The sequence below is a fragment of the Vibrio sp. 2096 genome, from assembly GCF_033339595.1.
GTDB lineage: Bacteria > Pseudomonadota > Gammaproteobacteria > Enterobacterales > Vibrionaceae > Vibrio > Vibrio alginolyticus.
On record NZ_JAWOUX010000006.1, the window covers coordinates 148078 to 169081 of the forward strand.

The 21004-nt window shown below is 42.0% G+C and carries 19 protein-coding genes; 5 read left to right on the forward strand and 14 right to left on the reverse strand.

Going from position 1 to position 21004, the window contains the following annotated elements:
- Window positions 1-10: 10 nt before the first annotated feature.
- Genes tssA through tagH form a run of 8 tightly spaced genes read right to left on the reverse strand, consistent with a single transcriptional unit; the run spans window position 11 to window position 10446 of the window.
- Window positions 11-1126 carry a type VI secretion system protein TssA gene (gene tssA / locus R7Q41_RS13655; protein WP_053307735.1) on the reverse strand — a complete coding sequence of 372 codons (1116 nt, stop codon included), beginning with the start codon at window positions 1124-1126 and terminating at the stop codon, window positions 11-13.
- Entirely contained in the window at window positions 1119-1913 is a 795-nt protein-coding gene (locus R7Q41_RS13660; protein WP_005375947.1) for a PP2C family protein-serine/threonine phosphatase, read from the reverse strand. The genes tssA and R7Q41_RS13660 overlap by 8 nt, the downstream gene beginning before the upstream one ends.
- A 9-nt stretch (window positions 1914-1922) precedes the next feature.
- Window positions 1923-2618, reverse strand: a complete 696-nt coding sequence (gene tagF, locus R7Q41_RS13665) for a type VI secretion system-associated protein TagF (protein ID WP_005375944.1) — start codon at window positions 2616-2618, stop codon at window positions 1923-1925.
- Window positions 2600-6118: a type VI secretion system membrane subunit TssM gene (gene tssM / locus R7Q41_RS13670; protein ID WP_047100988.1), complete on the reverse strand. Its 3519-nt coding sequence runs from the start codon at window positions 6116-6118 to the stop codon at window positions 2600-2602. Before tssM ends, tagF begins: the two co-directional genes overlap by 19 nt.
- 16 nt (window positions 6119-6134) lie before the next feature.
- On the reverse strand, window positions 6135-7427 hold the full coding sequence (gene tssL / locus R7Q41_RS13675; RefSeq protein WP_005375939.1) for a type VI secretion system protein TssL, long form: 1293 nt from the start codon (window positions 7425-7427) through the stop codon (window positions 6135-6137).
- A gap of 11 nt (window positions 7428-7438) precedes the next feature.
- Entirely contained in the window at window positions 7439-8764 is a 1326-nt protein-coding gene (gene tssK, locus R7Q41_RS13680) for a type VI secretion system baseplate subunit TssK (RefSeq protein ID WP_270054861.1), read from the reverse strand.
- Between the two features lie 21 nt (window positions 8765-8785).
- Window positions 8786-9241 (reverse strand): type VI secretion system lipoprotein TssJ, encoded by a 456-nt coding sequence (gene tssJ / locus R7Q41_RS13685; protein WP_017820223.1) that lies wholly within the window; start codon window positions 9239-9241, stop codon window positions 8786-8788.
- A gap of 11 nt (window positions 9242-9252) precedes the next feature.
- Window positions 9253-10446 (reverse strand): type VI secretion system-associated FHA domain protein TagH, encoded by a 1194-nt coding sequence (gene tagH / locus R7Q41_RS13690; protein ID WP_318144525.1) that lies wholly within the window; start codon window positions 10444-10446, stop codon window positions 9253-9255.
- Between the two features lie 312 nt (window positions 10447-10758).
- Here tagH and R7Q41_RS13695 point away from each other — a divergent pair, with 312 nt between their 5' ends.
- The 3 genes from R7Q41_RS13695 (at window position 10759) to R7Q41_RS13705 (ending at window position 13917) form a co-directional block, all read left to right on the forward strand.
- A complete protein-coding gene (locus tag R7Q41_RS13695) occupies window positions 10759-12909 on the forward strand; it encodes a serine/threonine-protein kinase (RefSeq protein WP_270054860.1) in 2151 nt (716 codons plus the stop codon).
- Between the two features lie 446 nt (window positions 12910-13355).
- The gene (locus R7Q41_RS13700; RefSeq protein WP_031781126.1) at window positions 13356-13691 is read left to right on the forward strand and encodes an Hpt domain-containing protein; all 336 of its coding nucleotides are present in this window, start codon (window positions 13356-13358) and stop codon (window positions 13689-13691) included.
- Between the two features lie 34 nt (window positions 13692-13725).
- The gene (locus tag R7Q41_RS13705) at window positions 13726-13917 is read left to right on the forward strand and encodes a hypothetical protein (protein WP_025767706.1); all 192 of its coding nucleotides are present in this window, start codon (window positions 13726-13728) and stop codon (window positions 13915-13917) included.
- Window positions 13918-13987: 70 nt separating this feature from the next.
- On the opposite strand, the gene R7Q41_RS13710 is transcribed toward R7Q41_RS13705, so the two are convergent.
- The 4 genes from R7Q41_RS13710 to R7Q41_RS13725 all read right to left on the reverse strand — a co-directional run bounded on the left by R7Q41_RS13710 (window position 13988) and on the right by R7Q41_RS13725 (window position 16784).
- Complete coding sequence (locus R7Q41_RS13710; protein ID WP_025998580.1) at window positions 13988-14449, reverse strand: ATP-binding protein; 462 nt, start codon at window positions 14447-14449, stop codon at window positions 13988-13990.
- Window positions 14430-15659, reverse strand: a complete 1230-nt coding sequence (locus R7Q41_RS13715) for a PP2C family protein-serine/threonine phosphatase (RefSeq protein WP_005387548.1) — start codon at window positions 15657-15659, stop codon at window positions 14430-14432. Before R7Q41_RS13715 ends, R7Q41_RS13710 begins: the two co-directional genes overlap by 20 nt.
- Window positions 15660-15688: 29 nt before the next feature.
- Complete coding sequence (locus R7Q41_RS13720; RefSeq protein WP_017820228.1) at window positions 15689-15949, reverse strand: hypothetical protein; 261 nt, start codon at window positions 15947-15949, stop codon at window positions 15689-15691.
- A gap of 220 nt (window positions 15950-16169) precedes the next feature.
- Window positions 16170-16784 (reverse strand): glutathione S-transferase family protein, encoded by a 615-nt coding sequence (locus R7Q41_RS13725; protein ID WP_005387550.1) that lies wholly within the window; start codon window positions 16782-16784, stop codon window positions 16170-16172.
- 284 nt (window positions 16785-17068) lie between these two features.
- On the opposite strand from R7Q41_RS13725, the gene R7Q41_RS13730 reads away from it, so the two are divergent.
- Window positions 17069-17644 carry a TetR/AcrR family transcriptional regulator gene (locus R7Q41_RS13730; protein WP_005375904.1) on the forward strand — a complete coding sequence of 192 codons (576 nt, stop codon included), beginning with the start codon at window positions 17069-17071 and terminating at the stop codon, window positions 17642-17644.
- A gap of 1 nt (window position 17645) precedes the next feature.
- Window positions 17646-18050, forward strand: a complete 405-nt coding sequence (locus R7Q41_RS13735) for a PPC domain-containing DNA-binding protein (protein WP_054701378.1) — start codon at window positions 17646-17648, stop codon at window positions 18048-18050.
- Between the two features lie 98 nt (window positions 18051-18148).
- Here the strand turns inward: R7Q41_RS13735 and nirD are convergent, their stop codons facing one another.
- Both nirD and nirB read right to left on the reverse strand, forming a co-directional pair.
- Window positions 18149-18484 carry a nitrite reductase small subunit NirD gene (gene nirD / locus R7Q41_RS13740; protein WP_318107875.1) on the reverse strand — a complete coding sequence of 112 codons (336 nt, stop codon included), beginning with the start codon at window positions 18482-18484 and terminating at the stop codon, window positions 18149-18151.
- On the reverse strand, window positions 18485-21004 hold the full coding sequence (gene nirB / locus R7Q41_RS13745; protein ID WP_213914830.1) for a nitrite reductase large subunit NirB: 2520 nt from the start codon (window positions 21002-21004) through the stop codon (window positions 18485-18487).

Sequence of the window (21004 nt, forward strand, 5' to 3'; positions counted from 1 at the left end):
TCTCCCTTTATTAATTTTCATTTTGTTCTGCTATGCCAACCAAACGGAAGTAGCTTTTCTTTGCATCCCCGTCGGAGATAAGTTCCGCCAGTAACTCCGGCAGAGGCATCCCACACCAACGAATAATCTGTTCGATGGAGTAAGAAACTGGTGAGTGAGGTTCACTCTCTCGGAAGAAATCAGCTACTTGCTGCAATTGTCTAATTGCCTGCTCTCGTGATTTCATGTTTGTCGCTAATAATGCATCACAACTTTGTGAACTTAACGGTTGTTCAGAAGACGATTCATCAAGATCCTCTAGCTCTTCAAACACGGCTTGTGGTTGATTGAAACGATCTCCTAGAAGGTGCTTTAATGCCGAGTGTATTGATTCGAGTCTTTTTGATATATAAGAGCTAGGAGTCACATCACCGACCGCTTCGTCTAATCGCTGACTGAATTCATTAAATGATTCTGTAGCGAACTCCAAATCCGTGATTAATTCTTGATAAAACGTATCAGAAGTCGACTTAACCGTAGTTATAATTTCAGATAGCTCAACAGCCCCAAGCTCGACTCGATTTCGGCGCTTATCTTCGTCTAAGCGCTCAAGCTCTATAGCTTGCTGATATTCCCAATAGGCATAAGCTTGCTCCACGCCTAAGTCAGTCAATGGTATACAAGCAATTGGAAAAATAAGTGTTCCTTCACTATCGATACCATTGAGGCCAATAATCGCCGATATTCTTGTCTCAATACCATCTTCATCAGGCATTGGGTACAGATCATCCCAAAAGTTCTCAATTAAACTGGTTGCGAGTTTGTAGCCAACGCCCATACCACGAAAACCATACAATCGAGTTAGGGCTTCTATAAGCCAGGCAACAAATTCCAAATCTTTAGACTGATTCGTGAGTATTTCTGGGACATCTTCAATAAATACTCGCCATAAATTACTGTGGGTATAGATACTTTCTTCTTCTATAAGAGCATTACGTTCAGCGTTGCGGGCGGCCATACGCTGATCTTTCAACCGATAGTAAGCAGACTGTGGTGATACATCCTCTCTAGGATCAATACCTGTAGGATTTTCTTGAGATATAGGAGCCAACGCTTGTTCATACCAATCAAACATTTCATTACTCATAAGCTCTCCCTCTTAGAAAGACAGGTATCGTCGCGTCTTCTCTAGTTACTGTTTCGCACTCCGTTTGCGCTTGGCGAACTTTGATCAAAGCACAAGTTACGTTATCACTTGCGCCCCGAACCAAAGCCGAATGCATGAGCGCTAATCCAGCTTGGTTGACTGAGTCTGCATACAATGTCCGATGAATTTCATCACTCGTAAGTTCCTTAGAGAGTCCATCGCTACAGAGTAGAAACTGATCGCCGTCAGCCAACTGCCCTGAAACTTGATCAATAGTGACACTTTCGTCGACCCCAACAGCTCTGGTAATAACATTTGCAAGAGGGTGCGATTCGGCATCTTCAAATGCCAATAAGCCCTGATCCACTAAGTCCATGACTTGACTATGATCACGTGTTTTTTGGACAAAATTACCACTTCTAAGCTGGTAAATTCGGCTATCACCCACCCAAAGACAGTGGTAATACCCATCCTGAATAAACAACAAAACAAGTGTTGTTCCCATCGTTTTACCGTCTAAGTGATTTTGTGCGTATTGGTAAATTTCTAAGTTCGCTTCTTGAACCACTCTTCGGATATCATCGATATTAGTATTGGAGACATCCTGCATGTGGCGCGCGACTCTATCCACTAGCATCTGGCTTGCTATATCGCCAGCACTGTGTCCACCCATTCCATCGGCAACCACCCAAATATGCTGTTCTGTCATATCCAACAGAGCATCCTCGTTATAAGGGCGTACTTTTCCTGCGTGCGATTTAGCAAAGGTAAAATAGTTCCAATTCATTCTTCTATCCTACCAATTCCACTTTTTCCAGCCGCCATCAAGCATGGCTGAAAACTGACCAATTGAAGGAAATCCACTAGTAATGAACATGCATGGTTCAACCTTCGTTGAACCTTCAGTCCACCAAAAACATGGTTTACTCAATTTTTCTTTAATGAGGTAATTCAAAAGCGTGTTTTGATCAGTATTGCCGTGATCATGAAAAACTGTAGATATTTGGCTTTGATAAAGAAACTCTAGAGGCTTCACTTCACTTGTTACATTCGCAACGAGGTCATTTTTTTCTTGAGTACTCTTATGCCAAACATCAAAGACAAAGTCGTCCTCAAGTACTGAAAGAGCAAGAGCGGCACTGTCCTCGGTCCAAGCTCTGTCACCCCAATATTGCGCAGCTTCACCTTTTACGGCACGAGCTATAGTAAAGAAAAAGTATCTACCGCATGCATCAACACTAGGAATCATGCTACCAATGTAGGTTGAGTCTTCTAAATAGCTAATATCCAAAGCAAAGTGCCACACAGGAGCCGTTAAAAAGTGCTCATTCCAGCTTTCACCCAGTTGTTCCCTGCTGACTGCAATAACCGCCTGTTGCCAATCATGCCAACGCTCCGAGAAATCTTGTGATAAACCATCTTTCACAAAGTCCCCTTTTGCAGGCATTTTACCGATATAGCCCCAGCCTGATGTTATAAGGTTCGTGGACATCTGAACCTCTCCATTTCATTTGACCAAAACGGATTAATGGCACTAGAAGGAATAAGCTCTAGCTGCACCTTATTTCCCTTTAAATCAATCATAACTATATTGTCTTTACGCGATTCTGGCCTTGCTTTAAGTGATTGATCCAAAAGCTTGAATATGCCCCACTCACCTTCATAGGTATGCGCAATTTCGCGTTTAGATTCAGGTGGTGTGAACACAATTCGAGTCTGATCTTGACCGGCAGGCCAACTCAACGATTTAGCTCTTGCTGGTCCATGCTTATAAACCAAATCTTGTCCACCCAACTCTAAGACAAATCGAGTAATGTGCTGGTCTAGATAAACAGGCTTCATCCCAAACTCTACGCGTAATGAATTATCAGATTCAAAGAAAGACTGCCTGATACGTTGCGCTCTTTGAAAGACCATTAGTGTTTCTGGACGAACTCCAATTTCCTTTTCTAATCGCCAACGACTTTTCGAAGTATCCACAAACGGTTCGAGGTATTCTTGGAAGAATGCGTCAAGCGTACCTCCATAACCAAAGAATCGCTTAAAGTCTTTCAATCTAACTTCTCTGCTCGCGTTGGGCTCGAATGGATATCTGCCAGCAATAGTCCGCTGATAAGGGCGGACCACCTGTGTTACCCAAAGTTGATTTAGATGATCCTTCGAACCGCTCTCCGCAAACTTAACCGACTCTTGAGAAAGCTCACCTAGCCATTGATTAAATGGTCTCGGCAAAAGTTCTTTAGCACGAGCGAAGGAAGCTGCGACATCTTGTGTAACGGTTCCATCTAAAATACTTTTGTAGGCAATTTTCTGATTGTTACCAGAGCTTGATAAGTCACTTAAATACGAACGCAAGTTAACCATTGCTTGTTGAATATCATCAAAGTCTTGCTCACCAAGGCGTAAGATCTCTGAAAAATGCGATTCGACTTCTTTACCTGGCAGAGCAACATTGAAGCCGTTTTCTTCAGGTAAATACATGTCTAGTCTATCTGCCGTATTTGAAAACTTAACTTTGGCAACTTTACCAGCAACTTCAGAAGCGGCTTTTTGATTTTCTGACAATGATACTTTTGATAGAGCAACCTCTTTTTGGATTGCTCTCAACAAAGATTCGATTGGTCTTTCAACTCCAGATAAAACCCTCGCTTGCTCTGTCGCAAGTTCTAGGCTCGGAGCCTGCTTCAATTGAATATCTTCGATCAACGTTTTCCATTCATTAACATAATCTTGATAGTATCGAGACTGAACGCCTTGGATGGCACTATCTTGATCAATTTCATGAGCCTTAAGATCGTCACCATAAACCCAGTTCTCTTCCATTAGGCTTTTTACTGTACGGTTGATCTGAATCTGAAAAATGCTATGAAAACCATTGTACGTGTAGAAACCCGAAATGCCTTGTGATAGCGGTTTTCCACTAGCTCGCTCGAACTGCTCAAGCCCTTTAGGTCCCAATACATCAGTCAAGCGAAATGAAGGTACATGACTCTTAGAAAATTGTATTTTCATTCGCTGATAAGCACGTTCAGGTAGAGACATTTGAGTCAACACTTCTCGAGCACTCGTCACGGCAGCAGTGTTGTAAGTAAAGCCTTGTCCATCGTTGCCTAATAAATATTGAGTGTGCTGTAGCAAACGTCTTCTTAAGTCTGCGTTTAGCTCACCCGGATATTGACGTTCGAAATAAAAGTTAAACCAAGCCAACACTTCATCTTGTTGATATTTGTCTGGATTGAATAACATCAAATACGTTTTTAACGTTTCGTACAAATACTCACGATGCTGTTGATTGCTCTCCATTTCTGACACCAAGCTATCAAGAAGCAGAGGGGCGTAATATTGGGTCAAAGCATCAGAATATGCATTGTTTGCCGCCTGAGACACTTTGTCTCCTTGATAGAGACCAAACCTCTTTACAGAGTCGGCATCACCGTAGTCGCTTTGCTTTCCGAGAGGAAGCGTCATCAACCTATCTAATGTTTCTACAGCTGAAACAATATCCGCTTCAAAATCTAAACTTTGAGCGCCAATCATTGCATCAATATGGCTCGCTTGTTCATTGGTATCGACAATTAACTGTGAGTTCCACTTATAACTCATAAACCAAAGCGCAGAAGCTCCTAGCAGTAGCGTTGTACATCCAATGTAAACACCTCGACGCATCCAACCTGACTGCTTTTGATAGTGACGATTAACTGTTCCTAACAGTTGCTCTTTGAAAATAACCTTGTCAAAAAGATTCTTTACGAAATAACTATGAGAACCAGTCTGACTCTTTGCTAGAGCTAAACGATTTAACCCAAGTCCATTGGTTGATTCATTCATCAGCTTATCGACTGGTAAGCCTTCTTGAACCGAACTCAACATAAACACACCACGAATCAAGGCAGGCTCTTCAAAACTGTTTTGTGCAAAAATTTCAGCTAAAAACTCGTCAAGATTAGCTTGTAGCACTCTTAATTGCTTTGGAAATTCAAAGATAAGCGCGCGTTTATCTAAATCGTCCTCTGTTTCAAGTATTCTAAGCATACGGGCATCAAGGCGCTCCAACATGCCATGAAATTCTTTGTTGAATAGAGAAATAACGCCTCTTTCATCATCCACTTCACGAGGGAACATGAAACCAAATAATTCCTCTCGCTCTTCCTTACTTAAATCGGCAAAAAACTCATTGAAACCGGCAACTAAATCCATTTTGGTGAGCAATACGTAAATCGGAAACTGCATGCCTAACTGGTTTTTCAGTTCTTGAAGTCTCGACTTAATTGCTCGAGCATGAAGACTTCGCTCGGTTCGAGTCTGAGACATCACGCTGGCTAAACTTATCGTAACAATCGCACCATTAATTGGTCTTTGCGTTCTATACTTTTTCAACAATCCTAAGAAACCATGCCACGCTTTAGAGTCGACCTTTTCTTGACTGTCTTGTGTCGTATACCGGCCAGCCGTATCTATAAGAACTGCTTTATTTGCAAACCACCAATCACAGTGGCGAGTGCCACCTACACCGGCAATAGAGTCAGAGCCAAGGCTGTCTCCTAATGGAAACTCTAACCCCGACTGCTTTAATACGGTTGTTTTCCCCGTTCCAGGAGGGCCAATCAACACATACCACGGTAAGTCATACAAGCTTCTCTTGCCTTTGTGTGTTTTCGTCACTACTTTGACAGCTTGCTCAATACGCTCGCGCATTAAGTCAATTTCACTTGCCGCTTCTTTATCTGATAGGCTATCAACCTCAAGCAACGTTTGAATACTTTCGTCTTCTTTCACCTTTTGCTTATGCTGCTTGGTAACGTTAAATATCGCCCAAAGCAACACCAACACTAGAATAGTGACTAGCCGTTGAAAGTCACTCTTTAGGGGCTCATATCCCGCTATCGCAATAAGTGGACCAACAACCCAAATGAAAATAGAACAAGCAGCGACACCTATAAGACCGAGAAACCATCTTTGAGTAAATATTCTGCCAATTTCTTTAATACGCATCTCTATCTACCTATTATTAATTCGCGACAAGAAGGTCGATTTCAATCCGGCGGTTAATAGCTCGGTTTTCATCACTACTGTTTTCAACTAATGGTCTTGCATCCCCCAATCCCTCGGGTATCACTCGCCCTTCTAATGCACTATTCGAGATCAGTTGTTCAGACATAGCAGTGGCTCGAGCTAATGATAGGTGCCAGTTCGAGGGATATTTACTCGTGAAAATAGGCCTATCGTCGGTGTGACCAGTAACAATGATCTTGCCTTGGGTCGACTCCAATGTTCTCGCAAGCTTAGAAATAACGGGTTGGATGTAAGCGACAACATCAGCACTACCTGATTCAAATAGATCTTGAGACTTTAACGAAATTCTTACCCTGTCTTGCAGCGGCTCAACATTGATTAGCCCCTTACCGATCTCAGTTGCTAGATACATTGAAATCTTTTCTGCAATTGGCGCTGATTTTGATTCTGACGTTGCATCTTGGTTAAGTTGTTGCGGTTGAATCAAATTGACTAATTGAGAAAAGGTGCGATTGGATGCCTTATTTAGCTCATAACTAAAATACATATATATGCAGACCAATAGTGCCGCCGTTACAGAACATACAACCCAAAGAGGAGCTCTATCAGAAGCCTTTGAGCCATTCAAAATGTGTTGGTCGATACTATTGCTTAGTTCCTGAGGGACTCCTCTCCCATAAGTCTTAAGAGTAGCAATAACCTGTCTTCTCAATTTCCGGTGCGATTCCAGTCCATTTTTTTCTAAACGGTATTGACCCAGAAACCCGAGAGATAAGCACACATACATTAGTTCAAGCAAATCTAAGTTCACATCTGGTTTCGCCATGCACTTATCAAGATGCTTAAAGAACGCTTCCCCACCTTGACTGCTAGCATAGAAGGAGCTAAGTAATGAATCGTGACTCCAGAATGAATTCCCACCCCAATTGGTGTTAAGGACAACTTCATCTAGTGAACAGCATAAACAATAACGAGCTGTATCAATGGTATCCAAATCAACGTCATGCTGACGTAATCGGTTCTCATAATCTCTAAGCTTTTGTGCCAATGTCTCTTTTAGAAACAACGGATCGGAATGAGTCGCTGTCGAGCGAATTTGACCGATAATAGATAACAGGCCATTCGCCTCTGCTAGTAGAGAGTTATTCCCATAAGCGACCACTGAATCATTGTTCACCAATTCAGGACTTTTTGAGATAACTACGGTATTATCCACAGACTTTTCTGATTGTGGTTTCGATGCGGGTGCTCTTCCACCCGGTGTTGGTTTTACTATCGTTTGTTCCATACAGAGCGCGCCTATTGATTAATACTCCAAAGCTCAAGTTCAGCATTCGGAAAATGCCCTGATAGGTGAAGCGCAATACCGCCACTATCTTTTAGCCTCATCCAAAATGGCCCTTTCTTGACAACTTCGAAATAAACATAGCCCGTTTGGTAAGGAATCTGTCTCGGGACGACACTCAACGGCACTACGTTTATACCGTTGATCTGATTATTAATTAGATCGCGAATCTGTTCTGCCGGGCCAAACTTGAGTTGCGCTGGGACCAGGCGTCTTATTTCATCTGTTGTGGTGTCTGCTTTAATTGCTAGCACAAATTGGCATGACTCAAGCAAGCGTTTATCTGGAAGCGGCGTCACTTGAATACCGTATTGGCGAGGCTCCAACGGAAGTTTGGTCGCAGTTTGGTCAAGAACAACACTGAGGTACTGACTGAGTATCTGATTCAACTCGCTATAAACACTTGATACATCTAAGTGATCATACGCAAGCAAACTTGGGACTCTTTTAGTTTTATTAGAAAAAGTGGCTAACTCACCAATGTAACCTTTAAGTGTCGTCGCTAATTCCAGTGGATGTAACCTATCTAACTCACTGAAATGCTTTAACTTCGCCTCATATCGGTTCAGCATTTGGAGCATGATGAAATCAACAGCAGATGCCGATGCAGATTTACCCTTAATCAAGCGCTGCGCAATAACGTCAGCACGCATCTTTGTCATCGCGATAACGTTACGTAGATAGGCTGACATAACTTTGTCGCTAAGGAGATTGATAAGCGGAGGAACGTACTCATCGTCTAGTATAACTTCCCCTTCAGGAGTTACCTCTTTGATCCTTAAGATAGGTAACTCCACATAACCCGCTAATTTGTCATTACTCGCTTTCAACTCTAGGTTAAGGGCTGCAACTTGGATGGTTTCTTCATCTTGTCCTGTAAGGTTATCTATCACGTCGATATCTTGAAGTACATAACGAGAGACGATCGATTCGCTTACATCCGAAACGTTTTTACCTGTAATACTTGAAAGAGGGAGAGTTATTTTTACTAACGTATTTTCAGTGTTTTTATCAATAAGTAGAGACGAAACTGAATCGTTGGATATTAACGTATTAACCAACGTCATATCTGGCAAAACAGCTTCAAGATGCTCAAGTTCAATAAGACCATCTTTTAGCGCGTGTTTTTTTACTCGACATTTCCAAACTCCCCAATTGTAAGCCCCACCTAACTGATGTAAGCCCTTGAATTCTTGAGAGGTTGCGCGTTCTTGTTGTTGGAAGTGCTGGGGACGTAAAAACATTCCTTCGCACCAAGCCGTCTTGGAGTATTGCGTCATTTATAATTAGCCAACTAAACGTTATTTAACGACCAAAGACAGATCTTCTAACAATACTTGATATGTGTTGTAACCGGTCTTATCCACTTTAATGACTTGTCGCCAATTTGAGTTTTCAATATCTCGAAACGCTACGACAATGCCTAAATATTCTGTCTTTGGAGACATACTTGCTTGATATGTTTCTTTCTGACCTGGAGTTAATGAAACTTCATATTTATTCACTAAATCAGGTCCTAAGACTTTTTCACTTTCTTCATAAATAGAAAAAAAGTCCTGGCTTTCGAAAATGGTATTTGACGTTAATTCAAATACATACACCACTACAGGAGAAGGCCTGCCGTTTGAATCAGGATTAATGTTATGACTTGCTGCTATTTCTAAATCTGAGTATGGATCAACAACTAGGTTCGCTGCTGAGCACCCAAATAAAGCCATTGAAATTAATAACAAAATATATTGGTAAAACTTTTTCATCACCCAAATTCCTAGCCTTTGTTTTTTATTGCTAATTCATAGTGCTTAGCGAAGTCTTCTAAATAGAACGGAGACTCTTTATTGATAATATCATCGGATAGCTTTTCATGAATATCCTCAAACCTCTTCCAACTTTGAGCATATTTTCTAGCTGGAATAACCTTATTAATAACCGTGTCTTTCGCTAAAGCATCTGAGTATATAGAAGTAGGTTCAACAAGTGACATAACACTCGAAACCGTACCTTCAACACCTTTCATTAAGGCTTGCTCATGACTTTCGATGTCATTAAATGCTTCTTTAATGGCTGCATTTGGCTTTAAGAAGCTAGCAGTTTGACGGTTATATAAGTTATGAATCGCATCTTCTAAGTTTGCAGAAAACTTTAAAGGGTTATTTTCTGACTTACGAAATGCGGTATGACTAAGTCGATTTGTTTGCTTAAACACTGCTCTGTTATGCAGTGTTTCCATTAAACCAACTAGCATCAAAGAAAATGACTCCCCCAGTTGTTCAAACCATTCCTCTCGGTTATCGCTGGGAATCATCATTGGATCTATACCCACCCCTCTAACAAAAGCCGCAAGTTCACCCCCATTGGTATCAAAGTTGGGAGTCGATAGGTGTTCTGATTGTCGGTTAACTTTCGGTAAAGTTTCAGATACGGTGCTCTGTTTTTCGGGCTTTGGGATATCAATAAAATCATCGACTAAACCAATATCTAGCTGAAAGTCAGAAGGAACACTTTCGTTTAAGAGTTCACTAGCACTAAGGCCTAGGTCAACAAATTCTGCTTCCGATGGACTTGAGACTACTTCAGGGGGTGCGCTAGAAAGACTTTTACTTGTCTCAAGACTGAATACATCTGTATCTGTTTGAATAGAAGCTGAAATTTGATAATCCCCTAAGCTAACCATATCGTCATCGCTTAGTGCTATTTCATTTCCTTGACCCACAGGAGTTACAGCATTATTTACAAAAGTACCATTCGTTGAGAGGTCTTTTATCAAGTATTTGTCACCAAACTTAATCAGTTCTCCGTGGGTTCCGGATACCACTCTTTCAGGATCTGGTAGTGTCCAATCACATTGTTCAGACCTACCAAATGTAACCTTGGCATGTTCATCACTTGATTCAAACACGAACTCACTCTCAATCTCTGGAGTAAATTTGTGAAAACTTGTTATGGTTAAAACCAACTTCATGTAAACCTCGCCAAAGACCTGCTAGATATTATTTTTAATTTTATTATTAACTGCTTTCTTATTAACAGTAAGATTAATAAAAATCTTAATACTGCCATTGAAAATCATGCACGGAATAATGAATCATTTTTTTATCAAAGCAATCACGTATTGTTCAACAATTTTAATTATCCAACCAAGTTCAAATTTTTGACACTTAGACTTTCATCAATAAAAAAACGAATGTTAGTTTGGCCGAGAAATTCTAACATAATGACTTTTCATTGAGCAGAAAGGTATATATTCCCCCATCATTTATACGGAGTTCTTGTGATGGAAGACAGTAATAAAAACAATTCTATAAATAACGAAGAAAGCGGAGATAAAACTAAAATTGTAAAGACTCAAAAACGAGACAATGCAATTAAATCAACCAAACTCACTAATAATGAAACCTCCGTTAAAAATAAAAATGAAACAAATACAAAACTGTCTCAAAAAGAAAACACTCCGTTAGTTAATAAGAAAAAAAACAATAAAGATGACTCATTAAATAATAACAAAGATGTTATTAACGAAAGCTTAATAGGAACGACCGTTAAAAATCGGTATGAAATTGAGTCGGTTATTGGGCATGGTGGGCTTTGCGATGTTTACTTAGCTAAAGATAAGATTCTTGAATCTTCAGGTTCAGAAACACCCTACGTTGCGTTAAAAATATTACAGAAAGAGTTTGCTTCTCAACCAGAGACTGCACGCATGTTAATACGTGAAGCTCAACAAACTCAAAGGTTAAGCCACCCTAATATCATTAGGGTTTTTGATTTTGGTGTTGATGGCGAAATATACTTTTTAGTTATGGAGTATATTAACGGAGAAACATTAGAGAGTTTAATACAGCGTTCTAGGCCCCATGGGCTGAAGTTTAATGCAACTTTATCAATCCTAAATCAGGTACTCGATGCACTCTCATATGCTCACTCTCTTGGTGTAGTGCACGCCGACCTAAAGCCCGCTAATGTGATTTTAACGTCTGAGGGTAACGTTAAGCTGCTTGATTTTGGTGTATCTAAAACTCATCAATTAAAGCAGGATCAATATGCGGCTAAACGTAAATCCGAAAATGTTGAAACGCTTGGTTATACTCCCAACTATGCATCACTCAACCTGTTATCCGGTAAGGAACCGAACTTAAGCGACGATATGTTTGCTCTATTTTGTATTGTTTACGAGTTATTGAGTTGCAAACACCCTTACGCAAGAACTCCAGTTAATGAAGCTCTCAAACAGAAGATCAAGGTCTCTAAACCAACTAACATGCCCGCATCTAAGTGGCCAATATTTTCAAGCGTATTTTCAACTGGCATCATTCCGAACGAGCTGACCCCTGAGCAGTTGAAACGCAAATTGAATATGCGCTATTGGCCTATCGCTAGCGGCGCGGCAGCGAGTATATTATTAGTTAGCGGAATTGTATTTGGTTATCAGCAGCAACAAGAAACCATCGCCACTTTGGAAACCGTTATTAGCAAGCAAAATGATCAAATTGCCGGACAAGAGTGGCAGCTTGATACGCCAGCAGAAAAAAGTTTGGCACTGATTGATAGTGAAAAAAGCTTACATCCAGTCGTTAAGGCTGGCTTATTACGCTTACACAAGACCTATATTCTCAGCGAGTTTGAATCTGAAATTGATCAGGTTTTGAATTCTGATGCCAACAACTACCCGAATTATGATGAAATTGAGTCCATACTTGATAAAGCAAAAATCTACTACCCTGACTCACATAAAATAGAAGTTCTTGCCTTAGATATTCAGTCAAGCAAGCACTCCACGTTACTTTCGATAGCAAGGCAAATCAACAGTCAACTTGAAAAGTCTCGGTACAGTAAAGAAGACGGCAGTAAGTCCATCTATGAGCTCAAGGATGAGTTAAATCAGATTCATCAAGGTTATCCTTTCACGCCAAGTTCGTTATCTAGCGATGTTTTCGGTCAGCACCTCACTGAAGCACTCAAAAAGAAAGACGCAGCTGCACTTGTTGCTCTTATTAAGGTTGGGAACACCTTCTTTTCAAACGTAGAAGAGCATCAAGAGAACTTACAGATAAGTAATGCGATGAAAGATGCAGTGCTGGAAATGAAATTATATGAGACAGCGCTAGATTCCAACAGCCCTCTACCGTTTCCAGAAGATGCCGCTAGAATCCTGTTCCAAGAAGAGTTTGAAAACTTTTATTCTCGCCTAGAAAAGGCAAGGACGACAACTCATCTCGATAACTTAGTGAAGGATGTGGATCTGTTCTCGAAAAACTTTCCTATTGGTTTTCAGGATGTTAACGATTTAAGATTCAAAACTGCTGATAAATACTTACGCTTCTCCGATATATTGCTTAATAAGCGAAGGACTTCAAGCGCAAGACGCGCTATGAAGAAAGCCAACGAGCTTATGAAGCAAATAGAACAGGACTCTAAGCAAAGCTAGTAATACAAAAGGGACGCGAGTCCCTTTTTTGCCGTAGATTACTTGCCAATATGCAACTAGATTGCTAATTTATACTTGTACTTAATGAGGAGAGTTAGCCTTGACTGAAGGAATAGTCAAAGTTGGCGAACGTCTGGCGTCCGTATGTAACGATAGCCTTAAACTAGGACTGCAAGACACTTACCGACTCGGCGTTTTACTTGGAAACATCCCCTTTGCTACTTGTGTTAAAAACACGCGAGTTGAAGTTTTTTCATCCCTACATTTCGACCATTGCCGTTTGGATATAAGTCAAAATATCTTTAACAATGACTTTCTTTTTGTAAGTTTATCTCAAGCGACAAGCAAACTATTTCTGCTCAAATACTGGTTATGCCATTCATACCTTCGGCTAAGCCTTCATTATCCGAAACATTCCTCTACCTCAACGTTTAATAGGGGTATACATGATTAATTTTGATGTTCTCAATACATACATGGATAACGACGTAGATCTGATCGTCACTGTTTTTTCTACATACCTTGAAGATCACACGAATGATATAGAGCGTATAGATGAGCTATATGCAAGCAAATGTTGGTCAGAACTCTATCTATTAGCTCATAGTTTAAAGGGCATTCTAGAGAGTTTCGGAGAAGACACCGCGGTCATTGCGTTTCAAAGAATAGAAGAAAAAACCAGAAACGATACAGCGCCAGATAGCTCAGATATAGCTATAGTTACTAAAGAGCTAGCTGCAATTAATCAACAAATCTTCACTTACTTGAAGAATATGCAATAAAGAAATTCAAGGCTTAACTGGGGGAAATATGGCAATGAATAATAGCAATTTCAGGGAGTTGATTGAGTCTCTCAAAGACTTAACACCAACTCAAAAAAGGTACTTACTTAGCCGTACAAAGATGGCGCTAGATGATGAAAGTAATATGTTAAACATCAGTGATATTCTAACACCAGAAGAGTTGGAGGCGTTACTATCACCGGCACCAACAACGAATACAAAATAACAATGATATACAACGCAACCGTCAGATTAACGCTAGGGACCAAGTGAAGCAAATCGACTTTGCTTGGTTGTTAGTTTCTCTCCCTATTCCTTTTCACTACAACAAACGTATTGTTTTCGAAACCTTTTTCCAATGTAAACAGGTCAGATAATTGAGCGACTAACATCAGTCCGCGACCTGAGGAGGACCAACTATCGTCATCCATTAAGTTAGGTGCCTCAATCTGTTTATTTTTATGTTGGATGAACGTCTTTTCATTGATCGGCGCTCCGCAATCAGAGACTCTCAGTTCCACGAAACCGGACACTTGGTCATCCCCAACCCTACACTCCACTTCAATTGGCAGGCCTTCTATTTCACTGTAAGAATGAATATAAGCGTTATTCATGAGCTCAACGACACAAAGCTCCAATGATTGAATTGCATTTAAGGGGATTTGATGACCCATCAAAAACCGAACAACGTCTTTGCTCGCACTTCGTGAGTGAGTAAGGGAGCTACCGTAAGTTCGTTTAAATTCGCTCTTTGACATTCTTTTCCTTAAAATCGAGCCTCTCACCATGCCATTTTACCTGTAAAAGGCTGGCATCATCATCAAACTCATCTTCGTTATGCCAAGATTGTACTTTTTTAAAGACGTCTCCCACTTGGTCTTCAACTGTCAGCGTGCAAACAGCTTTTATACTCGATGCCAATCGTTGTAGTGAAAACATCTCCTCACCCTGCCTCGCTTCAATCAAACCATCCGAATAAAGCCACAATGCATCGCCCTCATCCAGACTAATTTGGTTACCGATATATTCCATCGGCTGCATTGCACCAACGATAAAGTTATCGTCACCTATCTGTTCCATCGTTTTCGTACTCGTTCGCCAAACTAAGATCCTGGGGTGGCCAGCCGTGCAATAGCTAAGTTGCCCTGATTTTGTGTTAAGAATGGCGTAAGCCATAGTAAAGTAAAGTTGACTGTTTCTAGTTTGCTGATAACGCCGATTTAGCCGTTCAATCACAGATGCAGGCTCACTTACGCAATAGCCGTCATCTCTCAACTCCATCGTGATCGAATCAGGCCCCTGACTTTGAGATAGCGTCTGTTGAATAGAAAAAGCCATCAAAGCTGAAGAAATACCATGACCAGAAACATCAAATACATAAAACGCAACATGTCGTTCATCGAGCTCCAAATACCCCAACATATCACCACCAATCTGGGAGCATGGTTTGTAGACATAGCTAAAATTTACATTCTGAATAGTTGATTCAGCAGGGAGTAGTTGCTCCATCAGATGACTAGCAGACTGTAGGTCTTGGTGAATTGTTTGATAGGCCGCATCTAGCTCTTTATTTCTCTCAACGAGTTTGTTGTGCAGTTCTAAAGTACGAAACCCCGCACGGATTCTGGCCTGAAGTTCCTCTACAGACGTCTTCTTATCTACGAAATCATCTGCGCCAGCATCAATGCCTTTCACGATCGAACTTTGGTCATTTCTAGAAGACAGTAGAACAAAGAAAATGTAACGTTCGCTAACTTTAGATTTTAATTGGCGACACAATTCAATACCATTAATTCCAGGCATCATTAAATCACTCAGCACAAACTGAATATCAGGGCGGTGGGTTAGCACCTCAAGCGCCGCTCTTCCGTCTTCAACTGCAACCACTTCATAGCCCTGCTTTTCCAATGCACTGCTGATGTAAAGCAGTACTGTTTTACTATCATCGACCAAAAGAATGGGTTTCATCTTCCTCCTTAATACGGTTGCTTTACTGGCTAACGCAAAACACTAGTCACTGACTGCTCATTTCTAAAACGGCTGTAGTCTTCGGCTAATAATTGGTGTTGATATCGAGTGTAAGACAACGCTTCATTAGAAATTAGTATCTGATGCTCTTTTTCGATTAACTGACTTTGCAGCCTTTCAATCTGTTCATTCTGCTGTGTGTAATTGAGGTACAGTGCGAATAGACCAAAAACCGAAACCATTAACAGGGCGATTAGAATATTATTGATAGTTTTCACTTGAATACTCATGACCTCTCCTTGTCTATTATTAGACTTTCCATGATGAAAGAGAGCGTCTACGGACCAAGAGCCCAAGGCTCTAAAACGCAACGAAGCAAATTGAGGTTGTTTTTCCAATTATAGGCGATAGGAGAAAAAATAAGAAAAATCTGAAAAAATTTGAATATCCTGCTGAGTTAAGAATCGGTAAGGTGGTAGCAGCGAGCTATCATCCACTCGCTGCAATACATTAACTCTGAAATGCAGGTCTAGCTAAAATTTGGTTATACCATCGAGCAATGTTTGGCGACGTCGATAGCACATCAATTTCTAGGCCTTTAATTGCGAAACTGATCAAAATAAAGCCTGTTATATCGACGATAGTAAAATGGTCTACGGCGATAAAATAATTATGTTCAAGCCGCTTGTCTAAGACAGGCAGAAATTCATAGACGCGTTGTTTTGATTCTTCGCCCCATGCTTCAACGCAACGTTCTCTGTCTCCATAAACTCCGGTCATGTTTCGAAACGCCTGAAATGCCGCATTTAGTCCTTGGAACTCCACCACACGATGCCACATTTCCACCTGAGCACGTTCAAGCTGGTTAGCACCAAACAGCGCCAGATCATTTTCAAACGCTTCATCTAGGTAGCGACAAATCGCAACGCTTTCACAGATCGTCGTACCATCATCCAATTCCAGCAGAGGCACTTTGCCGTTCACGCTTTTCGATTTAAACGGTTCAGATAGGTTATCGCCCTCACGAACGTTCAGCGCAATTCGCTCAACCTCGCCACCGATTTCCTTTAGAAAAATGCTAACTCGCTTACAACTTGGAGTCATTGCGGTTTCATAGAGCTTCATTTCACATCCTTTTATCTTTTTCTAACCGATTGGTTAGGATATACTGTAGCCAGTTTATAAACGATCAGTCAAGAACTTCACTATCAAAAATTTTCAAACAGTTGTGGGTCTGTTTGCTGAGCGAGATTTTTGATGCCGTTTGTGAGTTCACATGAATTTGGAGGCTGATACCCAAGAATAGATGGGTATTCATCATATTGGTTCAGTTCGAACGCTAGAGGTTCTCTGTACCATCCCTCCAAAGCAATTTAATTACCCGATAAGCAGACCCAGGCAGGTAATTTATGGCAAGAAAAGCCAACTTCGACCGAGATGAAAAGCTTCTCGTGGCTATGGATGTGTTTTGGCGCAAGGGCTTTGCGAACACGTCGATCTCGGATCTCACCGACGAGTTAAACATCAACCGCTTCAGTCTTTACAACACCTATGGTGACAAGCAACAGCTCTACTACGAAGCGCTCGATACTTACTTAAAAAAGGTCTCGCTACCGTCACTGAATGATTTGGAAAAAGACGATGCGTCTTTACCTGAGTTGGAATCGTTCCTTAAATCTTTTGCTGAGCTGCAACGCAAACGCAACTGTGGGTGTTTTATCCAAAATGCGTTGATTGAGCACGCTGGTGAAGACGATGATGTACTGCGTAAAGGGCATTTTTTGTTTGACCATCTTATCGACATCATTGCGGATGCGCTGACCAATGCACAAAAAGAAACCTTAGTGCCGAAAACGCTGAAACCAGAAGAGCTTGCTCGTTTTGTTCTCAACAACATGCAAGGCATGCGCGTGCTTGGCAAAGCCAAACGTTATGCCGACTTGGATACCGCGCTTTCCTGCTTACTGGTTTTGATTAGGAAATAACATGTCGATTGAAGTGATAGCAGTACGCCTTACCAAAGGCATGGACTTAAAGCTGAGCCTAGCGAAATTGGTCGAGCAGCATGGTATCAAAGCAGGCTCGATTGCTTCATGCGTTGGCTGTATCTCTCACCTCAACCTTCGTTTGGCAGGTGCAGAGAGTACGTTAACCAAACAAGAGCCATTTGAAATCGTCTCTGTGATGGGAACACTAACGCCTGAGCATCAGCACGTTCATATCTCAGTGTCTGATCGTGATGGACTAGTTTGGGGTGGGCATTTGCTGGAAGGCACAGTGATTGATACTACCGCAGAATTGATCATCCATTCTTACTCAGAACTTGAGTTTACCAGAACGATGGACGACTCGACTGGCTATACCGAGCTTAAAGTGAATCCTTCCAAATAGTAAAAAGCTCCAGAGCCATACTGTGCTGTCTCTGGAGCTTTATTCGCTTGTCTCTTACGCTAAGAATTTACTCATATCGAGCAAGCTAATTTCGAGGATCATTCTTCGGCTAAATAACAAACCTGATTATCGTCGATCGTTACTTGCCACGTTTTTAGACAGTGCGCTTCTTCTTCCAAACATTGCCCACTCTTTAAACTGAAGTGCTGTTTATACAGTGGTGATGCAACACACATCTCACCATCAATATCACCGACAATCCCTCGACTCATTACATAAGCCTTACCTATTGGGTCCCAGTTCTGAACAGCGTAAACACCGCTATCTGGAATGTAGAACAACGCCACATGCTCGCCTTCAATCAATACAGTAGCACCGATAAACGGCATTAAGTCATCAAGCTGACACAAATTCACTTTGGTTAACGCTGCCATTTACACCTCCTGTTTCACTGGAATACGCTGACCGCGCACACGCTGGTACGGCAAGACTTTGCTGCCCGACGTGCTGTTCAAGAAAGGACGGAAGCGTTGCAATTTTTGAGGATTATCCAACGTACTCTTCCACTCACATTGATAGGTATCTACGACGCGCGCCATTTGTTCATCCAACGAGTCACATAGATTCAGAGAGTCATCCAAAATCACTTGTTTAAGGTAATCTAAGCCCCCTTCCATGTTCTCCATCCACACCGACGTACGCTGCAAACGATCTGAGGTGCTGACGTAGAACATCAATACTCGGTCAATCATGGTGATCAACTCTGATTTAGATAAGTCGGATGCAAACAAATCAGCGTGTCTTGGTCTCATGCCGCCATTACCGCAAACGTATAGATTCCAGCCGTTTTCAGTGGCGATCACCCCAATGTCTTTACTTTGCGCTTCTGCACACTCGCGAGTACAGCCCGATACGGCAAACTTAAGCTTATGGGGCGCTCGCAATCCTTTGTAGCGGTTCTCTAACTCAATAGCTAATCCGACCGAGTCATCAACACCATAGCGACACCAAGTAGAACCGACGCAAGATTTCACGGTGCGCACCGACTTGCCGTAGGCGTGCCCTGTTTCAAAACCAGCATCAATTAAGGTTTGCCAGATTTCTGGGAGTTGCTCTAACTGCGCGCCAAATAAATCCACGCGCTGACCGCCAGTGATTTTGGTGTATAGATCGTATTGCTGAGCAACTTCGCCTAGCACGATGAGTTTGTCTGGTGTGATTTCGCCGCCCGGAACACGAGGTACAATCGAGTAAGAACCATCTTTTTGCAGGTTCGCCATAAAGGCATCGTTGGAATCTTGCAGAGATTGATGTTGAGGCTCCATGATGTGTTCATTCCACAAAGAAGCAAACACAGATGCTGCTGTCGGCTTACAGATATCACACCCATGCCCCTTGCCATGCAGTGCAATTAAGGTTTCGAAGTCTTTGATTTGTTCCACTTGGCAAATATGGAACATCTCTTGGCGACTGAGCTCAAAGTGCTCACAAAGGTGGTTGTTAACCTCTACCCCCATGGCTGCCAGTTGAGTATCCAATACCGACTTCACCATATTACTACACCCACCACAGCCAGTACCGGCTTTGGTGTTGGCTTTGAGGTCTGTCAGGTTGGTGGTTCCAGCTTGTATCTCGGCAACTAAGTCACCTTTTGTGACGTTGTGACAAGAACAGATGATGGCGCTGTCTGGCATCTCTCCATCCAGCATTCCGGTATCAAATAGCAGGTTCGCCGCGTGGTCTGGCAAGACTGTTTTGTTCAAATAACACTGTAAGAGCGCATCGTAATCGCTGTTATCACCGACGAGAATCGCACCAAGTAATTGGGTGCCGCTCGCATCAACCACCAGCTTTTTGTAGATGCCTGCAACCGCATCTTGCAATACCATTTCTTGTGCGCCTTCGGTTTGCATTTGTGCATCGCCGATAGACGCCACATCTACCCCAAGCAGCTTAAGTTTAGTGCTCATGTCTGCACCTTTAAAACCATCGCTCGGCATCCCAGTCAAGACATCGGCAGTGGTTCTCGCCATGGTGTAACCGGGTGCGACTAAACCAAATATCTTCTGCTCCCAAAGGGCACATTCACCAATCGCGTATATGTTCTCATCGCTGGTTTGGCATTGGTTGTTAATCACAATGCCGCCTCGCTCGCCTATTTCTAGCTCAGCCAGCCTTGCCAACTCATCTTGAGGACGAATGCCTGCGGAGAAGACAATCACATCCACTTCGAGAGGATCTTTGTCTTTAAACACCATGCGATGCTTAGCCGTTTCACCATCGCAGATTCGTTCCGTACCCGTTGAGGTGTGAACGGTTAGCCCTAGCGCTTCAATCTTCTCTTTTAGCACTAAGCCAGCACCATCATCTAACTGTACGGGCATCAGGCGAGGTGCAAACTCAATGACGTGAGTTTCTAGCCCCAATAGTTTGAGTGCATTTGCCGCTTCTAAACCCAACAAGCCGCCACCAATCACTGCGCCTGTTTTTGCGCCTTCACATGCCTTTTTGATTTGTGAAAGGTCATCAAGCGTGCGGTAGACAAACACATTGTCTCGGTCTTTACCTTCAATTGGAGGCACAAACGGGTAAGAACCGGTCGCGAGCACGAGTTGGTCGTAACCCAGCACATCTTCACCATCAAGCAGAATACGCTTTTGCTCTCTGTCGATGCCTGTTACTTGGCTGCCAAGTACGAGTTGGATGCCATGCATGTCGTACCATTCTTGGTTACTCAGCATCAAATCATCATGAGACTTACCCGCAAATAAAGAAGAAAGTTGTACACGGTCATACGCGATAAAGCGCTCTGCACCAATCACGGTAATTCGGTGCTCCAAATGTGCATTTTTCTGCACCAATTGCTCGACAAGGTGTTGCCCGACCATACCGTTGCCTACCACAACAATGTGGCTTAATGCGTTCTTTACTGGAATCGTTAAAGGACTATTCAT